The following is a 26,621-nucleotide window of genomic DNA, read 5'->3' on the forward strand; positions in this document are numbered from 1 at the left end:
ATCCACTGTTTAGATATGACATGTGCATTACAACCAGCGGACTTCTTTTTAATTAGAATTCCACTACTGCCTTTTAACACGGTACATCATTTTCATCAAACTACTAATCGCAATACTCAGTCATTTATTGACGAATTACGCCGATTATTTAGTGATCCACTCATGCAGGAAGCCGTTTTCCTGGCTAGTGTACCACTTTACGACGAAACATTAAAATGGCTAAATAACCCAAATGATTCTTCCCTCAAATTACCGTTAGCTTTATACCGGTATCTTATCAGAATGTGTACCCGATGTACTCCATATGGCCTGTTTGCCGGCTGTACAACGGGTACAATATCTGATAAACCCTCTTCCTTTCATCTACCCCAAAAAATCATTCACCAAAAAATAAAACGCCTCGATATGGGGTATCTGTCAACTTTGTTGAATGAATTAGTCAATACCCCCACCATACGTGAACAAATTCTTTTCTATCCCAATGATAGTATCTATAATATTGGTGATAGCTCCAGATATTTCGAATATCAATTGTCTCAACAACGTAGACAATACTTTATCAGCGCTTTTGCCAGAAATGAGTTTATAGATGAACTCCTGGAAACCGCTACAGACGGCGCTTCCTTAAACACCCTCTCCGAAGTATTAACAAGCCAGGATATAGCAGAACCCGATGCTCAGGAGTTTATTAATACACTCATCAATAACCAGGTTCTGGTACCTGGATTAGTACCTGCTATCAGCGAACCTGGAGACTTACAGTTTACCACCTTCTTTAAAAAACTGACACCTATAAAGGAATTGTTACAAATTCAACAAACCGGTGTAGCTAGCTATAAACAAATATCTTCACTGTTGGATGAGCAGTTTCCCTCCGTACCAGCAAAGGCCCCCGTGCAGGTAGATCTATTCTACCCAAATATCAACAGCAATATTTCAAATACAGTAATAGTAGATTTACTTTCAGATCTTGAAAAGCTATCTCCATTAGCCTCTGCTCATATCCCTACAGATCTTAACCTTTTTAAGGAACAATTCCTGCAACGGTACGAACAACAGGAAATTCCACTAATGATAGCCCTGGATAGCGATATTGGAATTGGATATGGACTGATTACAGGCGGAATTGCAAACTATACTCCTCTGGTAGATGATTTGATATTGCCAGGTAAAGATGTTGAACAGTCTTTAAAATGGAATAGCCTTACCCAGTTTGTATGGCAACAGTTTCTGCAATCACAGCAACAGGAAAATCAGATCATCACCATAAAAGAAGAAGATCTCCAAAAACTCTCTGAGCAACTGCCCACTGTGACTATGCCTAATTCCCTTGTTTTAATGGGAAGCCTGATGGCTGAAAATACTCAACAACTGGAGAATAAAGATTATAAATTCTTACTCAAAACCTGTAGTGGCCCTAATGCACTTGCACTACTCGGCAGATTTGGCGCCGGTAATCCTGAACTGGCCACTTACATGAGAAACTTTGCCAGAACAGAACAATCTATTGATCCGGAAAAAATATTCGCTGAAATCATTCATCTGCCGGAAGGTAGAATTGGAAATGTACTACTGCGTCCGAAGATCTACGATTACGAAATTCATTTTCTGGGTAAAAGCAGTGTTGATACTTCATATCAGATTCCTGTCAGTGACTTGTATGTAAGTGTACGAAATGATAAAGTTGTATTGCGATCCCAACGCTTAAACAAAGAAGTAATCCCCCGACTTACCAGTGCTCATAATTTTGTAAGGGGATTAGCGATCTATAAATTCCTCGCAGATTTACAACAACAGGTAGCTATTGGCATACAATGGAATTGGGGGGCTCTTCTCGAACAACCATTCTTACCGCGTGTAGCGTTTAAACATCTGATTCTGCAAAGAGCACGTTGGTATATTACTTCAGAATACTATCAGCAGTTGCTGCTGAAATATACACCTGAAGAGGCTTTGAAGGTATGGCAAAAAAAATATAATGCTCCTGATTTTGTTTTCCTGACCGAGGGCGATAACGAATTACTGATTGATCTTAACAATGAATTTGCATGCACCTTATTAATTGATAAATTAAATAAGGCAGATGTTGTATTGTATGAAACATTAATGGATGATAATGACAGATTACTGTCTAATGAGGATGGTTCTTTCTGTAATGAGCTGATCATTCCATTGAAAAATTCGGCCTACCATCACAACGATTCAATAAGTAATAATATTATTTCCGAGCATATACAGCGAAGTTTTCCGCCTGGTAGTGAATGGTTGTATATTAAAATTTACTGTGGTTTTGCCTGGATTGATAAGCTGCTTGTAAATGCCTTATATCCGCTTATCCAGCAATTGCAGGCAGTAGGGATGGTAGACAGATGGTTCTTTATCAGATATCAGGATCCTGATGCTCATTTGCGGATTCGGCTGCATCTGACCGATCCGGGTACCCAGCTGGGCTATGTGCTACAACAAGTACATAACATTTTGCAGTCTTATCTCGATGCGAAAATAGTGCAGCGTATACAATTAGATACCTATGTCAGGGAGACAGAACGCTATGCGGCAGAATATATGGAGCTATCAGAGCAGTTTTTCTGGCACGACAGTGAAATGGTGGCCTATTTATTGAGCATTCCGGGCTTAAGATCAGTCGACCGTTGGTTGCTGGCTCTAAAGGGCGCCAATACCCTCCTGGATGCGGCGGGTTTATCTCCTGTACAAAAGTTGGCCTTATTCCAGCAATTGCAGCAGCAATTTTTCACCGAACATAGAGGAAACGATGATCTGATGTTGCAACTTAACAAGAAATTCAGGGAACATAGAAAACAGATAGAACTGGCATTAGAGAACAGCGAAGCATATGCGCTGAATGAGATTTCCACAAGCATTTTTGATAGAAGAACCAGTTCACTCCAAAAAGTGTTCAATGGGCAGATACCTGAGTTTTTACTACCGCATTATCTGCATATGTTCCTGAACCGGATGTTTACAGCTAATGCCAGAATGCAGGAATTGGTTATTTACCATTATTTGATGAAGTACTATTCTTCAGTAGTTGCAAGGGGCTAGGCCATTCAACATAATTCATATGTATTAACTAAAATGATTGTTATTTTTAGTTACTGGTTTTTGAGCATCTTTTTCAATCATTGAAAATTACTAAATATGAGAACTAAAATGATCCTTCTGGGATGCGTTTCCTTACTTGGATTATTATCCGTGCAATGTTTTGCCGATCATAAAACTAAAGACAGTAGTAATCATGCCAAAGTAGATCCTGGTAATGCAGGGTTAACATTACCTGCAGGGTTTCATGCCCAGGCTATTGCTGAAAATCTGGGAGCAGCACGACATATAGCTGTAACTCCTAAAGGAGACATCTATGTGAAAATCTCTTCAGGTAAACCCGGAAATGCCATTGCCGTTTTGCATGATGATAACGGAAAAATGGATGTTAAAACATTTGGTACCTATCGCGGAACTGGTATTGCAATAAAAGATGGTTATTTGTATGCTTCCTCTGATGAGGACGTTTTCAGATACAAGTTGGACGATCAGTTTCAGGTTATCAACAAAGATCAACCTGAGAAAATTATTACCGGGCTGATCAATCGCCGGCAGCATGAATCGAAGTCAATAGCCCTGGATAATGACGGTAATATTTATGTGAATATCGGGGCTTATTCTAACTCCTGTCAGGTTCAGGATCGAGCAAAAGGCTCTAAAGGTATACCTGGTTGTCCGATCCGTGATTCAGCGGCAGGAATCTGGCAATTCAGAGCAGATAAGGCTAACCAGACGTATGGTGACGGTAGCAAATTTGCTACTGGTTTACGTAACGTAGTAGGGCTCGACTGGAACAATCAAAGCAACCACCTCTTTGTGATGCAACATGGGAGAGACGGGCTTTTTGATATGTGGCCTGAGTACTATTCACTTGAACAGGGTAATGAATTGCCAGCAGAGTGTATGTATAAATTAAATAAGGGAGATGATGCCGGCTGGCCTTATATCTACTATGATGGAATTCAGAACAAGAAAATGCTGGCTCCGGAGTATGGTGGTGATGGAAAGAAAACAGGTGGAGAAAATGCAATAGACCCAGTAGCTGCTTTCCCTGCGCATATGGCACCGAATGGATTATTGTTTTATACCGGTAACCAATTTCCGGCTAAGTATAAAAATGGTGCCTTTATAGCATTCCATGGTTCATGGAACCGTCAGAAAGGACAAAAAGGATATCTTGTAGCCTTTGTTCCTTTCAAGGATGGGATGCCAAGTGGTAAATGGGAAGTATTTGCCGATGGTTTTGCAGGAATAAAAGATATTCAGTCACCAGGGCAGGCCCAACATCGTCCTTGTGGCTTAGCTCAGGGTCCTGATGGTTCGTTGTACGTAACAGATGATGTTAAAGGAACGGTATATAAAATTACCTATAACGGTAAATAAATGTAGATATGAAGAAATGGATGTTGGTAGGCGTAGTATGCGGATTGTGGACAATGGCTGCCGCGCAGACCAAAAAGCCTGCAGCTGCCGGAAGTTCGGCCGTCAGAGGAAAGAAGGTGTATGAACAATATTGTCTTGCCTGTCACCAGATCGACGGAAGCGGTGTGCCACGTATGAATCCTCCATTGATCAAAACATCCTATGTATTAGGAGAAAAAGAACCTTTGATCAATGTGGTTTTAAAAGGTATGGATGCTTCAGTACCCATTGATGATGAGTACTACTCTAATAATATGCCTCCACACGCTTTTTTGAAAGACCAGGAAATTGCAGACGTATTAACATATGTTCGCAGCAATTTTGGCAACAAAGCAAGTGCAGTTACCCCTGCGGAGGTAAAAGCTGTTAGGGAGAAGAAGTAGTTTCTCGCAAAGGCGCAAAGAAGCTAAGCAGCAAAGGAATTTTTTTATAAGGAATAAAGGATTAAATCGGATGTTTTTAAAGCTATTGATAGGTTTCAATAATAATATAAACCGATCAATAGTTTTTCAGATAATATTCATATCAATCCTTTATTCCTTATAAAAAAATTCCTTTGCTGCTTAGCTTCTTTGCTTCTTTGCGAGAAAAACTAAGCGTAACTGATGCCCTTTTCAAAGAGGTCTCTGAGTTTGGTTACGCTATCAGATACGGCTTTTAGCTGGTAGTGTGGATTGTCTTTAAAAGTAACCCAGTTGCCACCCCATAAAAGATCTGGAAATAAGGGAAGTACTTTTGCAGCTAATGCCTTGTACTTAGTATCTGTGGTGATATAGGCCCCACTCTCAAATAATCCTATATCCCATGCCAGGCCAAAATTATGGTTACTCTGACCTCCTCTTGCATTAGTTACTTTGGGCAGTTTGTTCCCAAATCTTCCTTGTTTGTAGATCATATCCTGTTCGGCATATGTTCTGGTTCCGGAAATGATTCTTACATCGCTGCCAGTTGTAGTAAAGGCTTTTAGCACCTGGCGGGCAAGAATTTGTGCTTTGGGGATAAGTGTTACAATGTTACTCTCGCTTCGGGGGTCGAATGTTCCATATTGGAGGGCGATTTGCTGACTTTGAGCGGTGAATGCATTATCTGCCGCATCTGTAAGGGGGCCCCATTTTCCATCAAGCTTACCTGTATAAAAGCCTGTGGATTTGAGCAAACGTTGATAAAACAGAATATCTGTTTTTAATAATTGATAGCTCATGGTATAGCATATTTAAATTGCCGGAGGAATAGTTGGTTTTTTATAGGGTGGGGTCAAAATTCAGGGTAACATCAAAATAAGATATAAGTATCATTTATGCAAGTTATCAGCGTAAAATATATGCTTTTAAATGTTCTCTAAACTTCTAATTTTGTGCTTCTTTTCAAATGTTGCCGTATAACGGCCTAATAAACTTCAGATTGTGAGCAAAAAGTATTTTATCATAGACTTTGACAGCACCTTTACCCAGGTAGAGGCACTTGATGAGCTGGCGCGTATTTCCCTGCAAGACAGAGCAGATAAGGAAGAAATCTATAAGAAAATAGAAGATTATACGAATCAGGCAATGGAAGGAAAACTTTCTTTTCGTGAAAGTTTGGCAGCCCGTGTAAAATTACTGGAAGCAGATAAGTCTCACCTGAAATTATTGGTTAAACATTTAAAAACCTTAGTTTCTACCTCTTTTGCCAGAAATAAGAACTTCTTTAAACAACATGCCAATGAAGTATTGATTGTTAGTGGTGGATTTAAAGAATTTATAGCTCCTGTTGTATTGCCTTATCATATCAAATCTGAGAATATTTATGCCAACACTTTTGTGTTTGATAAACAAGGAAAGATTATAGGATATGATGATACCAATCCATTATCTTTTGAAGGTGGAAAGGTGAAGTTATTAAAAGAACTGAAATTACCCGGCGAGATACACGGAATTGGAGATGGCTACTCCGATTTTCAGCTGAAGGAATCCGGAATGATTAAGAAGTTTTATGCCTTTACAGAAAATGTAGAGCGCAAATCTGTGACCGAAAGGGCAGATCACATTACTCCAAGTCTTGATGAGGTTTTATTTATTAATAAAATTCCGGCAGCTATTTCTTATCCTAAAAACAGGATTGTTTGTTTGGTTGCAGGAGAAAATATACCAGAAGCTTCCGTTAAGTTATTGAAGAAAGATGGTTTTTCTGTTAAACAGGTAAGCGAATTAACTAAAGCATCCATTGCGGAAGCAGGAATCCTGCTTATAGGTAATAAACTAACGTTAACGAATGAACTGTTATCCTATGCTACAAAGCTAAAGGTAATAGGAACAGCAGAAGGTGCCGGTTTGCCGGTTGAGTTATGTACAGCACATGGAGTGGCGATCTTTGAGTCGGGTAAAAAACCGGAATCATTAGGTAAACGTATTGCAAAGTATATAAATAATGGAGATACAATTAAAAGCATTAATTTTCCACATCTCCAGCTTCCTTCTGTAAACGGTCATAGGTTTATTCATATACATCAGAATGTTCCTGGTGTATTGGCTAAAGTGAACCAGGTGTTTGCAGACAATCAGCTAAATATTACTGCTCAATACTTAATGACCAATTCTCAGATTGGTTATGTGATTACTGATATCAGTGGGCAATATGATAAGCAAATGCTTAAAACAATGAAAAGCATTCCGCATACTATTCAACTACGGTTCTTATATTAATTTAATAGAGAGCATAGAATCTACATTTTATGCTCTCTGTTATTTAATTTTATAGGAGAAAATCTGTAACCATTTTTTTCCATCGGTGCCCGTTACATACTGATTATATACCAGCATACTTCCATTGTGCGACCAGCTTACTGCTCCATATGGTTCAAGATTTCCAATAATTCTGTAAGATTCACCCGTAATAATATTTGTTACCCGAATAGTATTCTGAGCAAAATATACCAGATAATTACCATCGGGGTTAAAATTAATACCACCTTGAATATCGCTGGGTTCAAATGTTAGCTGGCTAACATTTCCACCATTGGGGGATACACCAAATGCATTGATCACTCCTTTGGAATCTTTAGCAAGAAAGGCGATTAGTCTACCGTCTGGAGTACTTCTCAGCCAATGGCGGGGGCCTTCGATTCCACGCTCGGTATATGTAATCCGGCGCTGAGTTACATTAGCGGGAGCTCTGGGGGCTGATTGAGAAGTTCCTTCCAGTGGTGTTTTATTATTTTTTAAATCAAATTTTTCAGGAAGATCAACAACGAAAACTTCAGTTTTAGTTACGCCATTTGAATCGAGTACATTTCCCTGAAATGCTATAGCTTTTTTTTGCCGGGAACCATTTTCTTTTTCATATCCATCAGTGCCTATCCAACATTCATCAAAAGCTTTATCTATTTCATCACTCCCTGGAGTAGGAGATGTTGTTACCTTAGCCACTACAACTGAATACATTTCGCCGCTATTGTTTTCGCCGGCAGAATCTTTGGGTACCCTAACACGTTTGGGAAACATAACTCCAACTGTTCTTCTATCCCTGCCTAATTTTTCCATTACTGCATCATTATAGGTAAAGCTGATCCATTTACCATCATAGTTCCAGGAATGGGCATGCGTACCACCTCTTAAAGCACCTGGAGTATAAGGTGCATAGATGTTCCTCGCGTCCATAAACCTTACATTATCCGGATGCTTCAGTGCTATTGAAACTCCGGTACGCCTGGTTATGCTGTAAGGGTTTGATTTATCTGCATTTAAGATACCCTGAATAAACATAACACGATCTTCTCTGGGAGAGAAGGTAGCTGCACCTACACCCGGTCCGTATTCCGTATTATTGGGAATGGTGTAGAGGATTTTAATTTCTTTCGTGTATATATTCAGAATGCCTATAGTATTGGTAGAAGCAATTTTTGTATCCTCATTCCGGGTATCAAAAACTACCAGACTATCATTCGCAGAAAAGCACTGAGTACTGTTTAAAGTATGCCCCTGTTGTTCGAATGTGAGTTGAACCGCGTTTCGAAACTGTGCAAACAGCAACTGACACCAGAGTAAACAGGCAGGCATTAATATTAAAGGACGATAAACCATTTACCCAAGATATATTTTTATGGTCATATTGTTCAGGGGTTTATAGAATCAATGTACCAGAACTCTTTGGCAATAATGTTAAGATGTCTCTGATCATATAAATATACGTGTCGGTAAGCTATAGTGCAAGCGTGCATTGTTCAGGAACTATATCATATCTATTAATTGTAGGATATCTGTATGGGGCGCTATTCTTCAGGGAAAATCAGACTATATAAATTAAACCTACAAAATATCCTTAATTATTGTTTTTGCCTCACTTTCTGATATACTAACCAGGATAGATGATAGATATAAATAAAACAGTTTATCTGCTATTACTAAAATTATATGGATTTAATATTGAAGAATATTATAGTAGTATATGTATATACGAAAACTTGGGTTTCAATATATCCGTATAATATTCAAGTGTATTAAACAAAAGAAAACATCTGTTGTTTGTAGTTAAAAAAAACTGAGATATGCTCAGTATCAACCATGTTCTAAGAAGATTTGCTTTCTTCTTACTGTTAGTTACAGTTTTTACGTCTGAGATTCAAGCACAATTTACTATCCGTGAAAGTTTTGGTGAGAATTCATTAGTGTCAAGCCGGTTAGTATTAGGTGGAGCTGCACAATTAACTGCAGCTTCCGGAGTCGATCCGCTGGGTAGTGGATGGTTACGGCTTACTGGCGCTACTACTAATCAGACAGGCTATTGTTTTGTAAATGAAGGATTCCCCGCAAATCTAGGGGTCTTTATAGAATTTGAGTATACCGCCTGGTCAACTACCAATGCGGTACCAGAGGCAGATGGGTTTTCTGTCTTCCTGTTTGATTCGTCCTATGTTCCGGGAACTTTCCAGCTGGGGCAGGATGGAGGAGCATTGGGATATGGGGAAGTGGATGCGGCTACACACCCTACAGGGTGGAGTCTGGGGCCTGGTCTAACAGGAGGGTATGTAGGATTGGGGTTAGATGAATTTGGAAATTATTCAGTAAAGCAAACTACTACAGATAACCTGGCGCCGGGTTTGAGAGCGAATGCAATTGCAGTTAGAGGACCAGTAGGTAGTCATACTACCTATCTTGCTGGAACGGGTGCAAATTTGGGCGGTACAGTGTATGCCGGGCAGAGAATTAGTTATGGAACTTCTACGGCTACCAGACCCCTTTCTAATGTATTTTACAGAAAGGTTAGAATATTAATTGAAAAGGTTGGAGCCAATTATCAACTTACCGTTTCCATGCAGGTAGCTGAAAATGGCCCAATGAATGCAGTATTCGGACCTATTGTGCTTACAGATCCGCCACCTGCATATCTGAAATTGGGTTTTGCCGCATCAACCGGATTATATTATGCCACACATGAGATAAAGAATCTTTATATCACAACACCCGGTGCAGTTCATACGGAGAAGAATGGTCAGTTAGTTGTTTCAAACAATCAGAATGCTACTTATGATGTAAGTGTATTTAACGATTCTCAAAACCCTTTAGCCGGTATTCCTGTTGTAGATACCTTGCCGCCTGCTTTTCAGGCCAGTGGCGTTACTTTTAGCAATGATGGATATGCTTCAAATACATATGATGGTAACGGACAAATTAATGGAAGAATATTTTCCGGGGGTAAAGTAAATCTGCAGGCATATAGTAGAGGTACTTTCAGGTTCTCAGGAAAAGTAGTATTCCAGGATAGTTTGCCTACCATACTTAAAAACATTGCATTTGCGAAAGCCCCTTCGGGGTTTGATGATCCTGATCCGAGTAATGATACTTCTGTTTTCTATAGCTATCGCAAACCTGCAATCAGCATCAATACGAATACTATAACTTGTAGTGGTACGCCGGCTGTTATCAATTTGCAGACGTTGATCAATGCAAATATTAAATGGACTGTTACTACTACCGGTAATATAACAGGAGCAACAGACGGCAATGCAACCGCTTCAAATACCGGTTTACTTGGTATTTCACCTACATTGGTAAATACAGGGAATACTCCGGGTACCGTTACGTATACCTTTACTCCATCCTATACTTATACTAATCCAAAAGATCGTGCCCCCGTTTATGTTGAGGGTGATCCGGTAAGTATAACTATTACGGTTAATCCACTTCCTACGATAAATGCCTTAAATAATATTACTGTTTGTGCCGGAGATACAGTATTGCCAATAAGATTGGTAAATGGCACAACAGCAACATTTACCTGGACAAACAATAATACTGCAATAGGATTGGCGGCCAGTGGAACAGGAAACTCTATTAATGGATTCAGGGCAACCAATACAACTGCATCTCCTATAACAGGAAAAATAGTTGTAACTGCTACAGCGAATAGTTGTGAAGCGAAGGATTCATTTAATATAACAGTGAATCAACGACCTAATGTTAATTTTACAATCAATAACCCTTCTCAATGTTTAAAAGGTAATTCATTTGTATTCACCAATGCAACTACTACCGGAAACTTTGTATGGGATTTTGGTGATGGTACAACCAGTACTCAAACTTCTCCTACACATAGTTATACAGATATTGGAACATATTCTGTAAAACTTTCAACTACTGGTACCTCAGGGTGTAAAGATTCTCTTATTAGAACAGTGAACGTTACTGTATCACCGATAGTTGATTTTGTATATAATGTTATTTCTACAAATAACAATTCACGTTTTCAATTTACAGATGAAACAGATCCCGGAACAATAGATGCAAATACTACCTACTTCTGGGATTTTGGAGATGGTGCCAGTAGCACAGAAAAAAATCCGATTCATGAGTATACAGCAAATGGTACCTATACTGTTACCCTTACTGTAACTAATAATAACGGATGTTCTGCCAGCTTTTCTGAACAAATAATAGTGAATACAAATCCTAATGTCAAAGGTGGATTTACTATTAATAATGCTGAACAATGCCTGACCAACAATACTTTTGTATTTACCAATACAACCACTACTCAACCAGGTATTACAGTAACAGGGTATGAATGGGATTTTGGAGATAATAGTGCAAAAGTAACTACCATAAGTCCTACACATACTTATAGTGCGTCAGGAACCTATATAGTATCCCTAACGGTTACTATTAATACAGGTTTTAAGCAAACAGTTACACAATCAGTAATTGTGAAACCAATACCAACGGTTAATACTGTTGCCGCTCAAACCCTTTGTGCAGGATCTTCTACGAATTCAATCAATTTTTCGGGAAGCATTGCCGGTACAACCTACAGGTGGACTAACTCCAACACTGCTATAGGCCTGGCTGCATCAGGAACCGGAAATATTCCTTCCTTTGTTGCACAAAATACTACTACAAACAATGCTGTGGCTACACTTACAGTGATACCAATGTTTGAAGGCTGTGAGGGTGTTGCGCAAACTACTATCATTACTATAAAACCTTCGCCAACTATCAATGCGCTTACTGCACAAACACTTTGTGCCGGAGCTAATACCCAGGCCATCAACTTTGTTACACCGGTAACCGGAACTACAGTTACCTGGGAGAATGATAATACAATGATAGGATTAGCTGTTAATGGTACAGGTAATATACCATCATTTACAGCGCTTAATCCAACTCCTAATCCGATTACTGCAATTATTGTTGCAACCCCAACAGCACAGGGATGCGCAGGTAAAACCCAACAGACAACAATCACTGTAAATCCGATTCCAACTCTGAATAATTCCCTGATCCCGACACCAATATGTGATGGAGCATTGTTTAGTTACCAACCTAGCAGTGCGACTACGGGAACAACATTTTCCTGGCAGAGGGCTGCTGTTAGCGGTATATCAAATCCGGCTGCCAGTGGCACTGGTAACCCAAATGAGGTGTTACATAATACTACTAATCAGCCAGTCACTGTCAAGTACGTATTTACATTATCAGCAAACGGATGTAATAATTTACAGGAAGTAAATCTGATAGTGAAGCCTACCCCGGCTATGACCAGTACTTTAACTCCTGCACCTGTATGTAGTGGTGAATTATTTTATTATGTTCCTGCCGCGTCTCCAAATGGTACAACCTTTACCTGGGTGAGAAGTGCAGTAGCAGGTATTACTAATCCTACCGCTACCGGATCTGGTGCTATCAGTGAAAATCTGATTAATAGTACAAATGCTCCGGTAAATGTTACCTATCAATATACCCTAAATTCAAATAATTGCCAGAGCACTACCAATGTGGTAGTTACTGTGAAACCATCTCCTGCATTGAGTTCATCCCTGAATCCTCCCGGAATCTGCTCAGGAACTGCTTTTACATATACTCCACAGAGTAATGTTCCTGGCGTAATATTCAGCTGGAGCCGTCCTGTGGTTCCCGGCATAACTAATCCGGCAGGGAGTGGTTCCAATAGTATTAATGAAGTACTGAATGTTGGGGATAATTTATCTCATGATGTAAAATACATCTATACACTAACAGCAAATGGATGTAGTAATCAGAATAATGTAGTTACTACAACAGTATCGCCATTACCTAAACCTGCATTTAATATAAGCAGTGCCGAGCAATGTATTGGCAATAATAATTTTGTCTTTACAAATACAACTCCGGGAGCAGATATAACCTGGGAGTGGAATTTTGGAGATGGCGTAACAGCAACTACAAAAAATGCTAGCTATGTATACGCAACCACCGGAAGATATACCGTAACACTGAAAGCAACTACGGCGCAAGGATGTACGGCTGTAACCACACAAACCGTAACCGTTAATGCCGCTCCAACGGCCAGCTTCATCTACCAGATTATTGCTCCAAATTCTAATGATGAATTTCAGTTTACCAATACATCTACCAGTGCAAATGGTGGTTTAACCTATCATTGGGATTTTGGAGATGGTGCTACCAGTACATTACCAAATCCTACTCACCAATATACCGACAGCGGTACGTTTGTGGTGACCCTAACCGTTACCGATAGTAAAGGTTGTACAGCAACCATGCAAACTAATATTAAGGTAACCAGACATCCTAATATTGTGGCCGGGTTTACGGTTAATAATAAAGTACAGTGTTTTGTAGGTAATGAATTTATATTTACAAATACAACAGTGGTTGAAGGTGGTGCAACCATTGCAAGCTATATGTGGGATTTTGGAGATGGAAATACCAGCAAAGAGAAAAGCCCGACACATAGCTATATTGCCCCTGGTAACTATTCTGTTACACTTACGGTAGTAGGGAGCAATGGCTATGTGGATGAGGTTTCTACATCCATTGAAGTAGTTCCGCAACCTGTTGTAAATCCAATTCCTAATGTTTCTTTGTGCAATGGCACAACTACCGACTATATTCACTTCGAAGTGGTGCCGGCAGAAACTCCATTTACCTGGACAAACGATCATCCGGAAATTGGATTGGCCGCTTCAGGCAATGACCATATTGCTCCGTTTGTAGCTGTGAATACAGGTACTACACCAATTGTAGCAACAATTACAATAACTCCCGGATTGCCAGGATGTACTGGAACACCAAAGACCTTTACCATTACAGTATATCCTACACCGATAATTACTTCTGTAGCTCCCGTTGTAGTATGCAATAATTCTTTGGCTTCACTAATAATATTCGGAAGTAATGTTGCCGGAACAACATTTACCTGGGAAAATGATAATTCTACAATTGGATTAGCCACATCTGGCACTGGAAATATTCCTGCATTCGTGGCTAAGAATCCAGGAGCTAAACCTGTTATAGCAAATGTTAGAGTTACCCCTGTGGCAAATACCTGTAAGGGCGCTATAGGAGCATTTACAATTACAGTAAATCCGGCACCTAAGCTCACCAGTTCATTATTACCACCTGCAGTTTGCAGTAATAACACATTTAGCTATACTCCTGCCAGTAGTACCGCTAGTACAACTTTTGAATGGTCTCGTGCGGTTGTTGCTGGTGTAAGTAACCCTGCAGCTATAGGTAATGGAAATCCGAATGAAGTATTAATCAACACAACAGATAATCCAATAACTGTTACATATGTTTATTCGTTAACGGCATTCAACTGCCCGGCGTCCGAGATATATGAAGTTAAAGTTGTCGTGAATCCATTGCCTAAGTTGAGCAGTTCCTCAACTCCTGCAGCAATATGTTCCGGTACTCTCTTTAGTTATTCTCCTACCAGTAATACTGCTGGAGCTACGTTTGCATGGAGCCGGCCAGCAGTAACGGGTATTAGTAATCCTGCTGCCACAGGTACAAATAATCCCGAAGAAACGTTAATCAATACTACAAATGCTCCAATACCAGTTGTCTATAATTATACGATAACAGCTAATGGTTGTGTAAATGAAAGTAAAGTAACTGTAATTGTAAATCCATTACCGGTTACAGATTTCAATATTAATAACCCATCACAATGTTTAACAGGCAATAGCTTTGCCTTTACTTCCACTGGCGGAACTGGTACTTTTGCATGGGATTTGGGAGATGGTACTACAGCAACTACCAGCAGTGTAACCCATAGTTATTTGGCGGAAGGTAGTTATGATGTGCAATTGCAGGTAACAGGAAGCAATGGTTGTGTGAAAGCAAGTGATGTGAAAATTGTAACAGTGAATCCTAACCCTGTTGCTGCCTTTACATACAGTACTGTTAATCCTGTTATAAGCGACGAGTATAACTTTACTAATATCTCTACAATTTCATCAGGTACATTAACTTACAACTGGGATTTTGGAGATGGAAGTACAAGCACTACCAAGAATCCAACTCACCAATATGTGGCAGCTGGTACTTACACTGTTACCTTAACAGTTACAAGTGATATAGCGCCAACTCATTGTACGGCGGTTGCTACGGCGTCAATAGTCGTTACCAAGAATCCTAATATAGTGCCCGGATTTACTATAAATCCTGGTGCTGGTGGTAATTGTTTAAACACGAATAACTTTACGTTCGACGCCTCTCCAACAACCTCGGTAAATCCAATTGTATCATATGACTGGGAATTTGGTGACGGACAAACCGGTACAGGAAAGGTTGTAACACATCATTATACCAATCCTGGTATTTATATAGTTAAATTAACAGTAACAGATAATGTTAGTAACTCAGCTGCTGTAACATCCACAGTTGCTGTATTTATGAATCCTGTACTGACAAAACCAGCTGATCAGACTATCTGTAATGGTAGCAGTACTAAAAATGTGAATTTTGTTGCTACACCTTCAAGCACTGTTAATAGCTGGACAAACAATCATCCGGAAATTGGCCTTGCAGCATCAGGAACCGGCAATATTCCTGCATTTACAGCAGCGAATACAACTAATACTCCAATAGTTGCTACAATCACCGTAAGTCCGGTTTATGAAGGTTGTACAGGTACTTCTCAAACATTTACTATTACGGTAAATCCGACACCATCAGTAAACAGTATATCAGACTATGTGCTCTGTAATGGAGAAACGGTACCTTCTGTTACCTTTAGCAGTAATGTTACAGGAGCTACCTTTGCATGGGTGAATGACAACACAAGAATGGGTTTGGCTGGCATGGGAACTGGTAATATTTCATCATTCCAGGGTATCAATTCAGGAGCTGTTCCAGAAGTTGCAAATATTAAGGTAACAGCTGCAGCTAATGGATGTAGTAGTGCGGCGCAAGGATTTAAAATCACGGTAAAACCAACACCATCATTAACAAGTACCTTGCTACCGGCAGATATTTGCGGCGGAAATGTATTTAACTATACACCTCAAAGTACTGTAGCGGGAACTACGTTTAACTGGACCCGTGCAGCCATTACCGGTATCAGTAACCCAACCGCCAGTGGAACAGGTGATCCGGCCGAAACATTGGTTAACACTACTAATGCACCAATAGCTGTAACATATAATTATACCCTGTCGGCTAACGGATGTAACAGTAGTACTACCTATCATGTGGTAGTGGTTGTGAACCCAATCCCGGTTCTGACCAGTAGTCTTACACCTCCTGCTATTTGTTCAGGTCAGGAATTTAACTATTCACCGGAAACGAATGTAGACGGAGTGGTCTTTGGCTGGACCAGGGCTGCCATCGCTGGTATTAGTAATCCTCCGGCGTCGGGAGATTATAATCCCAGAGAAGTATTAAACAATACAACCAATGCTCCGATTCCGGTAGTGTATACTTATACTATTACTGCAAATGGATGTAGTTCTGTTCAAAATGTAACGGTAGTTGTGAATCCATTACCTGCTGCTAATTTCAATATCAATGATCCTAGTCAGTGCTTGAATGGCAATAACTTTATCTTCACAAATACATCCAGCGCCGGTACTTACAATTGGAACCTTGGTGATGGAACTGTTGCTACCACTACAAATGTTACTCATACTTATAGGACTGATGGAACATTTAATGTGAAGCTAACCGTACAAAGTGCTACAGGATGTGTTGATACCAGTATTACCAAACAAGTAACGGTAACTCCTTCACCGGTTGCAATAATTACCTATTCTATTATTGCTCCGAATTCAAATGATCAATATCAATTCCTGTCTTCAAGAACAAGATTGCGCAGAGGTACAACTCTGGACTATCTTTGGAATTTTGGAGATGGAGGTACCAGCACCGATCCGAATCCTCGTCATACTTATACGGCAAGTGGAACATATACAGTGAAACTAATTGTAACTGCCGACAATGGTTGTACAGATACAGCTTCTGCCATTATTAAGGTGACTAAGAATCCTAATGTAGTAGCTGGATTTAAAATCGATACCACAGCGCTTTGCCTCGTGGGTAATCAATTTAAATTTACCAATACCACAACAGTTTCTGGTGGTGCAAGCGTAACTGGTTATACCTGGAATTTTGGAGATGGAACCACAAGTACTCTCGAAAATCCAACTCATACTTATTCCGCACCAGGTATCTATACTGTTCAATTATCTGTTCAGACAAATACTGGATTTATAGCTATTGCATCTAGCAGTGTAGAAGTATTTGATATGCCTGTTATTACTCCACCGGCTAATGTAACTGCATGTGCCGGTAGTACTATATCCAATATTAACTTTAGTGTTAAGAAGACTTCCGCAATTGTTAGCTGGACAAATGATCATCCTGAAATTGGATTGGCTGCAAATGGAACCGGTAATATAGCAGGCTTTACAGCTATTAATACTACCAATGCGCCGATAGTGGCAACAATCACCACAACGGCCGTAAGCAATGATTGTGCAAGTGCCCCGCAACAATTTACCATCACAGTAAATCCTGTTCCGGTATTAAATGGAGTTAGCGACCAGATATTATGTGCAAATAATCAGACAATGCTAGTTGAATTTATCAGTGCTGTAACGGGTACTGTAGGTAACTGGACTAATGATAATACATCAATTGGATTAGCCGCTGCCGGAACAGGAAATATTGCCGCATTTACTGCAATTAATAATAGTATTGATCCGGTTACGGCTACGGTTACAGTAACGCCGGTTGCAAATGGATGTTCTGGCACTGCAATACAATATAGCTATACAATAAATCCAGCACCTCGTTTAACAAGTACACTAACTCCAAATGCCGTATGTAGCAAGGCTCCATTCAAATATGTTCCTGCAAGCAATACTGCTAATGCAACCTTTAAATGGAGCAGGGCAGCAGTACCTGGTATTAGTAATCCTGCAGCTTCCGGAGAAGATAGCATCTCTGAAATACTGATCAATACAACCAATACTCCAATAACAGTAAAATATTTAATCACAGTGGATGCTCCTGGTTGTGGAACCGCTACTGCTACTGTAAGTGTAGTAGTGAATCCTATACCATCCTTAACAAGTTCTGTATCTCCACCTGATATATGTAATAACACTGTGTTTAGTTATGAACCTACATCCTCAGTTGTAGGTACCCAATTCTCCTGGACAAGAAAGGCAAGTAGTGGACTTAGTAATCCGGCTGCTACAGGTTCGGGTAGTCCTGATGAAACATTGAACAATATCACTAATGATATTACCAGGGCGATATATATGTATACACTTGATGCAGGAGGATGTTTCAATACTCAAAATGTGGTTGTAGTTATAGCACCAACAATTCTCCTGACCAGTAGCATACAAACAAAGGCAATTTGTTCTGGTACTACTTTCTTCTATCAACCAGTCACAAATGTTCAGGGAGCTGTAATTACATGGAGCAGAGCTGCGATTGCCGGCATCAATGAGGCCGCAACAAGTGGAAACGGAGCGATTAATGAGGTATTGACAAATACAACTGCCGCACCAATTACTGTTACTTATGTTTATACTTTAACATTCAACGGATGTGAGGCTAAACAAAATATAACAGTAGTTGTGAATCCTGCACCACTATTAAGCTCGGAACTTGCTGATCAGACATTATGTGGCGGGGAAACTACAACAGCAGTACCATTGAGGAGTGACGTGGCAGGTACGGTATTTACCTGGACCAACACCAATGAGAATATTGGCTTACCAGCCAATGGAACAGGAGATATACCGGCATTTAAAACTTCAACGGCCTTTAATTCAACTATTGCAGGTACTATTGTAGTAAATGGAGTAACTCCTCAGGGTTGCAGACTTACTACACCTGCTAAGTTTACTATTACAGTAAATCCGACTCCAACAGGTAATATTATATTGCCTAAGGGTGTTAACTTCTGCCAGGGAAATACTGTTCCTCTGATTGCTACGGGGGGTGACAGATATCAATGGTATAGAAATGGAACACAGATTAGTGGTGCAACCAAAGCAATATACCTGGCGGGTGAAAGTGGTACTTATTCTGTTTCTGTATTTACAAATCTGGGTTGCTTTGTTGAAAAGGCAGGAAATGTGGTGTTGACGGCGGCTATTAAACCAGTGGCAAACTTTACCTTCGATCGTTATTGTGTGAATCTGCCAGTTACATTTACTAATACGTCAGTTGTAAATGAATCGGGTAATGTTTCCTACAGATGGGCCGATAATGCCGGACATGCAAGCAACGATACCTCTATAATATTTACTTATACTCAGGCAGGTACTTATAATATGCAGCTTATTGTTACTCCGTTAGGCTGTCCATCGTTGGTTGATAGTGTAACTAAGGCAATTAATATTGAAGCACCTCAACCTGGTATAACACTACCGCTTATTAACACAGTTCCTAATAGCCCTACTCAGCTGGAAGCCAGAAATATAGGTAATAGTACTTATTTATGGGAACCTGCAACAGGTTTGAATAATAACACTATCAGAACTCCAATAGCAATATTGGGCAACGATCAGCAATACCTGATAAATATGACAATGGCTTCCGGTTGTGTAACTACTGATACTTTGTTAGTGAGAATAAAAGGTGATGATATCATCTATATTCCAAATGTTATCAGTCCAAATGGCGATGGAAAGAATGATCGGTTTGAAATTATTGGACTGGAAAAATATCCGGGATCCGGAATGTATATTTATAACCGCTGGGGTAACCAGGTATATCAAAGCAAGAACTATGATAATAGCTGGACAGGAGATGGATTGAATGAAGGAACTTACTTCTATATCTTCAACCTGAGACTGGATACTGGAGAGATTAAAAAGTATAAAGGATGGATTTTATTAGTAAGATAAAATTGTAATCTGATTTAAAAATAGGATGTCAAATTTGATATCCTATTTTTTTATATTGATATAAACAGGACTTTCACTTATTGTTAATGAAATAGAAGTTTGATTATTTTTTTTGAAATCTATTTTCTGGGAGCTGTTCTCATTAACTGCCATTCCTTGTATCTGTACTACATCTCCTGGAATATTGTATAATGCGATGGTTGTTTGTACAGGTTGATAATTTTTCTTTTTGTCGGTTCTTACACCGGTAGGAGACCAGGCAACCCAGATGATATCATTATTATCACTTCCTTTTACAAATTCATATACGTATGCTTTGCCGGGTTGTTGTTGAATAATCTTTCTGAAACGATATTCACCAAGAGTCTGGTATAATTGTTTCACAGCCCAGAATGCTGTTTTGGGTGCAAAATGTCTGGTAATGCCTGATGCAGCGTGTACGGATGCTTCATCGTTATCATCATAATAATATAGATAGGCTCTCTGAATATCTAATGCAGAAAATAATAAAAATGATCTTACCAGGTACTGTGCCTGCTGCAAATCTGTGGTTCCCTGCCAATTCAGTTTTAATGCCCAGTCTTTTCGTTTAAGCATGGCGGAATCTGTACATGCATCATATCCAAACTCCGTTACCCAGATTTCCTTGTCTTTTGCATGTTTATCTCTCCAGTCGATAGTTTCGGTGACCATTTTGAAATAATAAAGGTCTTTGTCTTCAGGAAAGCTTCTATTCCAAACATTTTCATCAAACATACCTTTATCAATTGTTGGGTAGGTATGCACATTAATTACATCATATAGAGGTAGCATCTCATCGCTGCCATACATAGAACCCAGATCCTGGGAGTACTTATCGAGGCGGCCAGCTTTTACTGCCGGGGTAAGAATTTTAACTTTAGGATCGCCTTCTCTTATACCTTGCGCCATTTCTTTGAAAAGCTTTTTGAAGAGGGTACTATCAAAGAAGCTACCAGGTTCGTTGTCGATTTCCATTGAGGTACAGAGTTTCTCGCTACCGGAAGGACCGAAGTAGGCCGACATCACCTTACCATACTCACGTGCCCAGCTTTCCTTTCCGGCCCATCGTTGCTGGTAATCCTTTACAGAAGGGCCAAATCCCAGGAATTGAAGACAGATATCAGTTTCAAATCCATGTTCTTTCCATGGCCCATAGACGTCTTTCTGCCAGTTGATATTATTGTTTGTGAAGGGAAGATGAAGGGAATCGCCTGGTTTTTCTGCATCCCAGTTCATATTATGGTAGTTGCGTACCAGTCGGCATACCTGCCCATACAGTGCTGGTTTAAACGTAACGTGGCCATTGATGCCCATAAAATCTTTAAAGAGGGGTTTGGAAGCGGAAGATTCAGGGGGTTGATTGGCGTTGGAAACGCCACAGCTAACAGCGAATAGGAAAATAAAGTACAGAAATCGTGTTGGCATAAAAGAAAGATGAATTTTGGGAATAGTTGACTAAGGTAGTGAACATAATCCCAAAATTCATCTTTATTACTCAAATATTACCAACCCGGAGTTTGTTTGTAGGCGCCGTTGCTGTTAGCAACATCGTCCGGACTCATAGGCCAGGCCATATGTTTTTTAGGATCGAAATTCCTTTTAGGCCATACTTCTTTAATGGTATAGGTAGAATTAGGATCATTTTTATTAGCATGTTCGCGACCATGCAGTGGCATATTGATTTTATCAAAATCGCCCCAGCGTTTGAGGTCTGCAAGTCGGTCTGTCCATTCACAAGCTAATTCAACTCTGCGCTCATGCTTCAGATCTGCCATAGTAGGATTAGGTATCGGGTTAAGTCCAACCCGGCTGCGAACTTCATTCAGCGGATCGGCAGCCAGGCCACTTTTACCGGTTTTAATCAGTGCTTCGGCTTTGAAAAGCAGAATTTCGGCATAACGGATCAGCGGAACACTCAGGCTTGTAGTAGGGTTGTCACCGCTAGGGTTGATAAACGGATTGGAACCTGCAACACCAAACTGGCCATAGCTAAATGGTTCCATATATTTTCTGATCTGGAAACCAGAAATGCTGTTGGTAGAGAAATAAGATCTCTCCTGGCTAAAGTAAGTAAATTTATCACCGAATTTCAGGATAGTCACTTCTCTTCTTGGATCGTTTGCTTCGTACTCGTCGTACAATTCTTCAGTAGGTTGGAAATATCCCCAACCATTGTAGGCTGTCCAGCCTTTGTTTTCAAGAACAACCCCAGGAAATTCGCATCCATTAACTGCGCTGGAAGTAATAGACCAGATATATTCTGAACTCCAGTTGCTGGCTGTTATGAATACGGATTGATAGTTGTTTTTGAAACTGCCTGCATTTTTGATAAGGGCGCGATGACCTTCGTCTCTTATTTTATCGCATAATGCAGGAACCAGGTTCCATTTAGATTCATCATACTGAGCCCAGTATGCATAGGTCTTAACCATGTATGCCCATGCTGCCGCTTTATGAGCGCGGCCTTTATCTTTATTTCCATATGTTTCAAAGAAAGGTAAAAGGTCGGCTGCTTTTTGGAGGTCACTGATGATTTGTGCATAGTTTTCCATTACGGAAGGTAACTGCGGCGGCATTTTCATACCATATGCAGGATCTTCGGCACCGATAAATGGAACCCCCTGATCTTTGTGGCCCCAGATGTATGCTATCCAGAAGTGAGCAAATCCTCTCATGAAATATGCTTCTCCCAGCGCCTGATTACGGGCAGCTTCGGAGGTGTTTTTTGAAGTAGGTACACCCTGAATTACCTGGTTAGCTTTATTCAGTGTGATATAAAGAAATCTCCACCCTTCCTTTAAATAATCCTCATTTCCACTTGGAATGAAGTTTTTAATATTTTCACCATCAGCTTTTGCTCTACCTACAATTAAATCGTCGCTTGCATCCTGTACCCAGAATAAGTCTCTTCCCCAGGTAGCTTCCTCATTCATCGACTCATAGATTGCAGCAGTAGCTTTTTGCAAATCGTTATCGCTTTGCCAGAAGTGTGCTGTAGTTGGAACACCGTTAGGTTTAGTATCCACCCACTTGGTACAGGAACTAAGCCCGATCAGGGAAGTAAGTAGAATATATTTGAAAGTTTTCATGACATCATTAGTTTAGATCAGAATTTAACATTTGCACCAATAGAATACACACGGGAAATCGGGAATTGACCACCATCCAGACCCGTTGAACCAATTTCAGGATCCATACCAGAGTACTTAGTGAAAGTGAAGAGGTTATCACCACTGAAGTAGATACGAAGACCTTTGTTCCAGCTCATCTTAGGGAATGTATAACCAATCAGGATGTTTTTAACACGGAGGTAGTTACCATTTTCGAGGTAGAAATCTGAGTTGGTTCCGAAGTTCTTGTTAGGATCGTCGGCAGAGATGCGTGGAATAGTTCCGTTTTTGTTTTCAGGTGACCATGCATCCAGAATTTTGTTCCAGCGATTATAACCTTGCTCAGCACCGCTGAGGGTTGTCATCTTAAATGCGTTGAAGAGTTTTACACCACCAACCCCCTGAACAAACAGGCTTAAGTCGAAGTTTTTCCAGGTAATACCGGCGTTAAATCCGTAGGTGATTTTAGGGAATGCACTACCCATATATACGCGGTCTGCATCTGTGATTTCGCCATCACCGTTCTGATCTACGAATTTGATATCGCCTGCTTTAGCATAGGGTTGTACTACTTTACCTTTATTCTGATAGGCCTGAACTTCTGCATCTGATTGGAAGATACCGTCTGTTTTCACCAGCCAGTAAGAGTATAACGGGGTACCTACTTTTGATCTGAAAGGTTTGAGAATTCCTCTGAATGCATCTCCAAATTGCATTACAGAATTAGGATTATTATCTATTTCAAGCACTGTATTTTTCAAAGTAGTGAAGTTAGTACCCACATTGTAACCTACTGCGCCTACCTTACTATGCCAATTTGCACTGAACTCAAGACCTTTATTGCCAATCTTACCCTGATTAATAAGCGGAGCATCTATGCCGTATGTAACAGGCCAGCCACTAGTTTGGCGATAAATCAGATCGAAGGTTGTTTTGTTGAAATAGTCAGCGGTTAATGTTAATCGTTGTTTTAACAGACTGATATCAATTCCCACGTCAGTTTGTTGAGATGTTTCCCAACTTAATTTTGGATTAATTTGTTCGTTAATAGATAATGATCTGGAACGTTGCGTACCGTCTGCTCCTATCTGGAATGTTTCGCCTGTTCCTAAAGTTGCATATCCATAATTCCATCTAACAGATCCGATATTCCCAACCTTACCCCAGCTGGCTCTTAGTTTAAACAGATCGACCTGCGGCACATTGAAGAAAGGTTCTGAACTGATTTTCCAGGCACCGGTAATACCAGGGAATCCGTGCCCTCTGTATCCTGGCGCCAGTCGGCCTGCAATATCATATCTGTAACTTCCTGTAACAAAATATCTGTCGGCCCAGCTATAAGATAAACGCCCAATATAGGAGGCATTTCTATCTAAGTTATTCCAATCATTAATAAGATCCTTGGTAAACTCTCTCGCATTCACAAAGTATTGTGCCCAATCGGCTTCATTTTCAAAGTTTCTTGCAGCACCATTAAAACCACGGCCATTCTCTTCCTGAGCTGTAATGGAAGCCATCGCGCCAATACTATGCCTGTTTATGGTTCTGGAATAATTTACTGTATTTTCCCAAATCCATTTGTAACCTCTACCTTCTTTGTAGCTAAGCATATTTTCAAGATTTGGTTTGCCCGGTTCAGTAACCATTGGACTGAAACTTCTATACAAAGTATCGCTCTGGCGATAAGTAAACCTTGAAACCGCAGACAACCCCGGAATAATATCTGTATAAGATAATTCAGAAACAGATTGGATACCAGTCGCTTTATTAAATGGTTTATTTCTCAGAAGAATAGCTACCGGATTGATAGCATCTCCGTGGATACCAAGGTAATCTGAGCCAATAGGACCAATACCACCGAAGGTGCCATCAGGATAATAAACAGTAGCAGAGCGTGGCATATACATGGCAGAAAGAATAACACCACTATAACCACTTGATGTTTGTGCATCCCGGTTGTCGTTATTATTCCAGAATATATCTTCCCTGAATTTTAGTTTATTGGTAAATTGATAATTGGCATTGAATCGAAGAGAGATATTCTTATTATAGGTATTTAATAAAGTTCCTTCTTCATTTTCATATCTGCCCTGGAATAAAGTACTTAATTTATCGTTACCTCCATTTACGCTGATAGAATGTCTTTGGACCAAACCGGTACGGAAAATTTCTTTCATCCAGTCGGTACGTGTAACCTGGGCATATGGGTTTTTATTGATATCCCAACCATCCAATGGTTGCATGCCGGCATTTTTGTAAGCCAGGTTAGCCACCTGAGCTTCCTGGGATGCATCCAGAGATTGTAAAGTACGCCAGGCCTGTTTGGCACCTACAAATCCACTGTATTGTACAGAAGGATCGCCTTTGGTAGCCTGTTTGGTAGTAATCAGAATAACACCCGAAGAACCAGAAAAAGCTCCGTAGATAGCCGCGGAAGCAGCATCTTTAAGAACGGTTACAGATTCTACGTCCGCCGGATTAAAAGGAGCACCAGGTACTCCATCTACTACATACAGTACCCCTTCACCGGTAGGGGAGCCCATACCTCTGATTACTATACGGTTTGCATCAGTAGTATGACCACCATTACTCACAACAGTTACCCCGGCTAATCTGCCTTGCAACATATTAGCAAGATCGGTTACAGGCCGCTCTTTCAGTGTTTTCATGTCTGAGATTACACTAACAGCAGCAGAGAGGTCTCCTTTTTTAGCAGTACCATAACCTACCACCACAACGGCATCGAGGTCACTACTCCCATATTTCAGGGAAACGTTAACAATACTCTGTCCACCAACAACAGCTTCAGTGGTTGTATAACCAATAAAGCTAAACGAAAGTACGGCCTTCTCGTCTGGGACATTTATTTCATACCTCCCTGCAGCATCTGTCACTGTTCTAATCTGAGTTCCTTTTACCCATACAGAAACACCAGGAATGGCTTCCTGACTTTCGGAGATAACACGACCGGTAATTTTTCTGTTCACTGTTTGTACCGGTTCGGTAGTTACGTCCTGCTCTGCTTTTCTAAGTAAGATAGCTTTATCATTAACACTATACTCTATACCTGATTTAGTACGGAGCATATTTAATGCTTCATTTAAAGTAATATTATTGGGCTTATAATCCTTTACGATTATGTGATCAAAATCCTGTTTTACATAATTAAATGTAAAAGAGCTTTGATTGCCTAAAGCCATAAGAACCTGGGATAGAGAGGCGCTTGTAATATCTAATTTTACTCTTTCTGTCAACCCACTTTGTCTGGCGGTTGAAGTGAGTGAAAGTAGTAAAGCTCCTCCAACTAAGCCTAGTCGTTTAATACGTCTGGCAATTACTCTGGGTAACAGAGTAAATTGATCTGAAGAGGTAAACTTAATGTTCAT

10 protein-coding genes are annotated in these 26,621 nt (G+C 40.1%); 5 read left to right on the forward strand and 5 right to left on the reverse strand.

Features of this window, described 5'->3' with window-relative positions:
- Positions 1–15: 15 nt before the first annotated feature.
- The 3 genes from DVR12_RS05680 to DVR12_RS05690 all read left to right on the forward strand — a co-directional run bounded on the left by DVR12_RS05680 (position 16) and on the right by DVR12_RS05690 (position 4,865).
- Entirely contained in the window at positions 16–3,063 is a 3,048-nt protein-coding gene (locus DVR12_RS05680) for a lantibiotic dehydratase (protein ID WP_116974523.1), read from the forward strand.
- Between the two features lie 96 nt (positions 3,064–3,159).
- A complete protein-coding gene (locus DVR12_RS05685; protein ID WP_116974525.1) occupies positions 3,160–4,443 on the forward strand; it encodes a PQQ-dependent sugar dehydrogenase in 1,284 nt (427 codons plus the stop codon).
- Positions 4,444–4,451: 8 nt separating this feature from the next.
- The gene (locus tag DVR12_RS05690; RefSeq protein WP_116974527.1) at positions 4,452–4,865 is read left to right on the forward strand and encodes a c-type cytochrome; all 414 of its coding nucleotides are present in this window, start codon (positions 4,452–4,454) and stop codon (positions 4,863–4,865) included.
- 209 nt (positions 4,866–5,074) lie between these two features.
- Here the strand turns inward: DVR12_RS05690 and DVR12_RS05695 are convergent, their stop codons facing one another.
- Entirely contained in the window at positions 5,075–5,683 is a 609-nt protein-coding gene (locus tag DVR12_RS05695; RefSeq protein ID WP_116974528.1) for a M15 family metallopeptidase, read from the reverse strand.
- Positions 5,684–5,885: 202 nt separating this feature from the next.
- Between DVR12_RS05695 and DVR12_RS05700 the strand changes: the two genes are divergently transcribed.
- Complete coding sequence (locus tag DVR12_RS05700; RefSeq protein WP_233522137.1) at positions 5,886–7,163, forward strand: HAD-IB family phosphatase; 1,278 nt, start codon at positions 5,886–5,888, stop codon at positions 7,161–7,163.
- 39 nt (positions 7,164–7,202) lie between these two features.
- On the opposite strand, the gene DVR12_RS05705 is transcribed toward DVR12_RS05700, so the two are convergent.
- Positions 7,203–8,540 carry a DUF3748 domain-containing protein gene (locus DVR12_RS05705; RefSeq protein WP_199417047.1) on the reverse strand — a complete coding sequence of 446 codons (1,338 nt, stop codon included), beginning with the start codon at positions 8,538–8,540 and terminating at the stop codon, positions 7,203–7,205.
- A 464-nt stretch (positions 8,541–9,004) separates the two neighbouring features.
- Between DVR12_RS05705 and DVR12_RS27860 the strand changes: the two genes are divergently transcribed.
- Positions 9,005–20,104: a PKD domain-containing protein gene (locus DVR12_RS27860; protein ID WP_116974535.1), complete on the forward strand. Its 11,100-nt coding sequence runs from the start codon at positions 9,005–9,007 to the stop codon at positions 20,102–20,104.
- Between the two features lie 42 nt (positions 20,105–20,146).
- Here DVR12_RS27860 and DVR12_RS05715 read toward each other — a convergent pair whose 3' ends face one another.
- The 3 genes from DVR12_RS05715 to DVR12_RS05725 form a co-directional block, all read right to left on the reverse strand.
- On the reverse strand, positions 20,147–21,550 hold the full coding sequence (locus tag DVR12_RS05715; RefSeq protein WP_116974536.1) for a hypothetical protein: 1,404 nt from the start codon (positions 21,548–21,550) through the stop codon (positions 20,147–20,149).
- A 77-nt stretch (positions 21,551–21,627) separates the two neighbouring features.
- Positions 21,628–23,214, reverse strand: a complete 1,587-nt coding sequence (locus DVR12_RS05720; protein ID WP_116974538.1) for a RagB/SusD family nutrient uptake outer membrane protein — start codon at positions 23,212–23,214, stop codon at positions 21,628–21,630.
- Between the two features lie 17 nt (positions 23,215–23,231).
- Positions 23,232–26,621 (reverse strand): SusC/RagA family TonB-linked outer membrane protein, encoded by a 3,390-nt coding sequence (locus DVR12_RS05725; protein ID WP_199417048.1) that lies wholly within the window; start codon positions 26,619–26,621, stop codon positions 23,232–23,234.

It is taken from the genome of Chitinophaga silvatica (assembly GCF_003419895.1).
Classification (GTDB): Bacteria; Bacteroidota; Bacteroidia; order Chitinophagales; family Chitinophagaceae; genus Chitinophaga; species Chitinophaga silvatica.